General features: G+C 42.0%; 1 protein-coding gene. It reads right to left on the bottom strand.

All coding sequences use genetic code 11. The annotated features are described in order from the left end of the window. The coding region (locus BIZ39_RS21170) for a two-component regulator propeller domain-containing protein (RefSeq protein WP_316248271.1) at positions 1-2,418 on the bottom strand (2,418 nt) is incomplete at its 3' end. Positions 2,419-2,679 lie beyond the last annotated feature (261 nt).

Raw genomic sequence — 2,679 nt, 5'->3', positions numbered from 1 at the left:
TATAGAATTGCATTGAGTCTTCTCCATTTTGGGTTTGGTCGCCTTCCAGCTTAGCCAATAAAATTGGTTAAGCTGGGGAGAAGGCTCAATAAGTATCAAAAGTAAGCCATAGATAGTGTATGCCCACCAGCTTTTCCATGGTGCTACTTCCACATGTAAATTCAACGAGAGGGGATCATCACCCCACTCTCCATTTGGTTTCTTGGCTTTTACGAGTAACCTGTAGTCCCCGCCGTTTAAGTTGGTAAACGACACCGAAGTATGATTTCCAATATCAATCCACTGCTCATCGTACCCTTCTAACTTGTATGCAAAGTGGGCGCGCTTAGGGTCTGAAAAATCTAAAAGTGCAAAATCTAATGAAAAAAAGTAGTCTTCATAAGAAAGGTCGATATCAGTGACATAGGACAGTGGATTATTAAGCTCTACTGATTCCCCCATCTTTTTAAAATCGGTGAGAACTATTTTTGCGCTAACGGCGTCAGTTTGCTCTTGGTTATATTTGAAGTACTCTATTCCCCGCTGACTACTCGTAAAGAAAGTTTTTCCACTCGCTTTAATTAAACTACCTGAGTAAAAGTTTTTGCCTGCCAAATCTGTAGTACTGTTGTAGCTAATAACATTTTGTGTGTCGGGATTATAAAGAAAAACACCTTTATTGGTGGTAAGCCACAGCCTGCCGTCTTCACCATCGGCGATAGCTCTTATTAAGGTGGTGGGCAGCCCATTCTTTTCACTAAAATGCTTAAAGGATTTAGACTCTGCAAAATACTGGTACAACCCCCTTTGGGTAGCTATCCATATTTCTCCAGCATTTGTTTGGTGAATATCTTCCACAATGCTATCGACCAAACTTCCCTGCTGGCCCTCTGCGCCACTAAAGTTCGCGAAACTTTCACTATCAGCTGACCACAAATTCACACCTCCGCCCGAGCCAACCCACATATTTCCGCTGGCGTCTTTGTATAAGCTATGAATTTCTGGGTGCGTTAAACCGTCTTCGGTTGTGAGATGCTTAAATTCCTTGGAATGCTTGTTGTAAATGTAGATACCGTGCTTATAGGTACCAATCCAAACGTTGCCATCATTATCTAGTTCAAGTGCTCTGAACTCACGAAACTGGCGATAATTACTGTCAGTCTTAGAGTATCCAATGCGGCTTATTGCTTTAGTACGTCGGTCAACTTTGGCCACAAAGTCATCTTGCGCTACCCACAGAAACCCGTCTTGATCCGGAACTATAATAGGTCTTTCTATAACCCCACGCTCTTTATAACCTTTAAACTCTTTAAATACCGAGCCGTATTCTTTTTGCAAAAGCTCTTCTTTCACTTTCCATTTGAATACGTCGGCATTTGCCGTAACGATGAGCACATCGCCACTTTTATCTTCATTTTCATCTACATTATCAAGTGCGATACCACTTGGTGCTGTTAGTAATTCACTATTGATTTGTTTAATTTTACCGCGAGGGGAAAATTTAAAAATTCCATGAACCTCACTGGTAATCCATTTGGTTTTAGTATGGTCTTCAAAAATTATGCGAAGGCCATTTTCATAACCAAAGTCAACCTTTTCAACGTAATTCCCCTCTCCGGTATGTCGATACACCCCCTCGGTAGTAACGAACCATATTTGACCATCATGATCCTCAATCATAGAGTTTACTTGACTTAGTGGTTTACCTTCTCGTGTCGTTTGAGGCAGAAAAACACCGGAACTTGGAAAGAATAAGAAAGGCCCGTTTTGCGTAGCGACAAATAGCTGATGAGAAGATGTACGAAGTAAGCTGCGTATTTCATTTGCGCCTGTCGCAGTTTTGTTTTTGGGTTCAGGCAAGAAATGCTTGGCGTTTAGCGTCTTTTTATCGAGTAAATTTATCCCATAGCTGGTTGCTACCCAAAGGCTATCAGCGTCGTTATCAATAATGTCCCAAATGCGATTATGGGAAAGACTGTTTTTATCTCCTGGTATTTTTTGAACTCGCTGAAATTGCCCATTGCCTAGAAAACGGTTAAGCCCTTTGTCGTAAGAGCCTAGCCAGATATCACCTGCGTTATCTTGGAAAAGTGACTGAATTCGGTTTGATGACAGAGAATTTACATCATCAGCCACATTTAAATAGCGCGCATACTGACCGGTCGTAGGGTCGTATCGGTTAACACCACCGCCCCACGTACCCACCCAAATATTGCCCTCTGCATCCAACATTAAGTTACCGGCATCGTTATGAGAAAGGCTTTGGTCGTCTTCACTGCTCGACTCAAAGAGCTTAACGTTGCGACCGTCGTAGCGCATTACGCCATTTTCTGCTGTGCCAAACCAAAGGAAGCCTTGGCGGTCTTGGACTATGGAATAGATTTCTGATGAAACGAAGCCATCTTCAGCTGTTAAAAGTTCAACAGCATATTCATTCATTAACTTGTTCGAACCAGATGCGAGAGCAACGCTAATGTAGATTACATTTAGAAGAGCTACTGCAAACACGCGAATGGGTGAGAGTATAAATTTTATCGTGTTCACCAGAGACGTTGTCTTCAAATCAAAAATGGAACTGCTAATTAAACTTGTTTAACTTTAGCCCGATTTCAGATAATAAGTGCGACATTCATGGAAAGGTGTAGAAGAGGAGGCCAACTGCTAAAAGTGGTACGCTCTTCTCGTCAAAGAAACAAGCAG

The organism is Alteromonas sp. BZK5 (genome assembly GCF_014349115.1).
GTDB lineage: Bacteria > Pseudomonadota > Gammaproteobacteria > Enterobacterales > Alteromonadaceae > Alteromonas > Alteromonas macleodii.
Note: the sequence above shows the minus strand (reverse complement) of the source record. Positions and strands in the feature narration are given on the sequence as shown.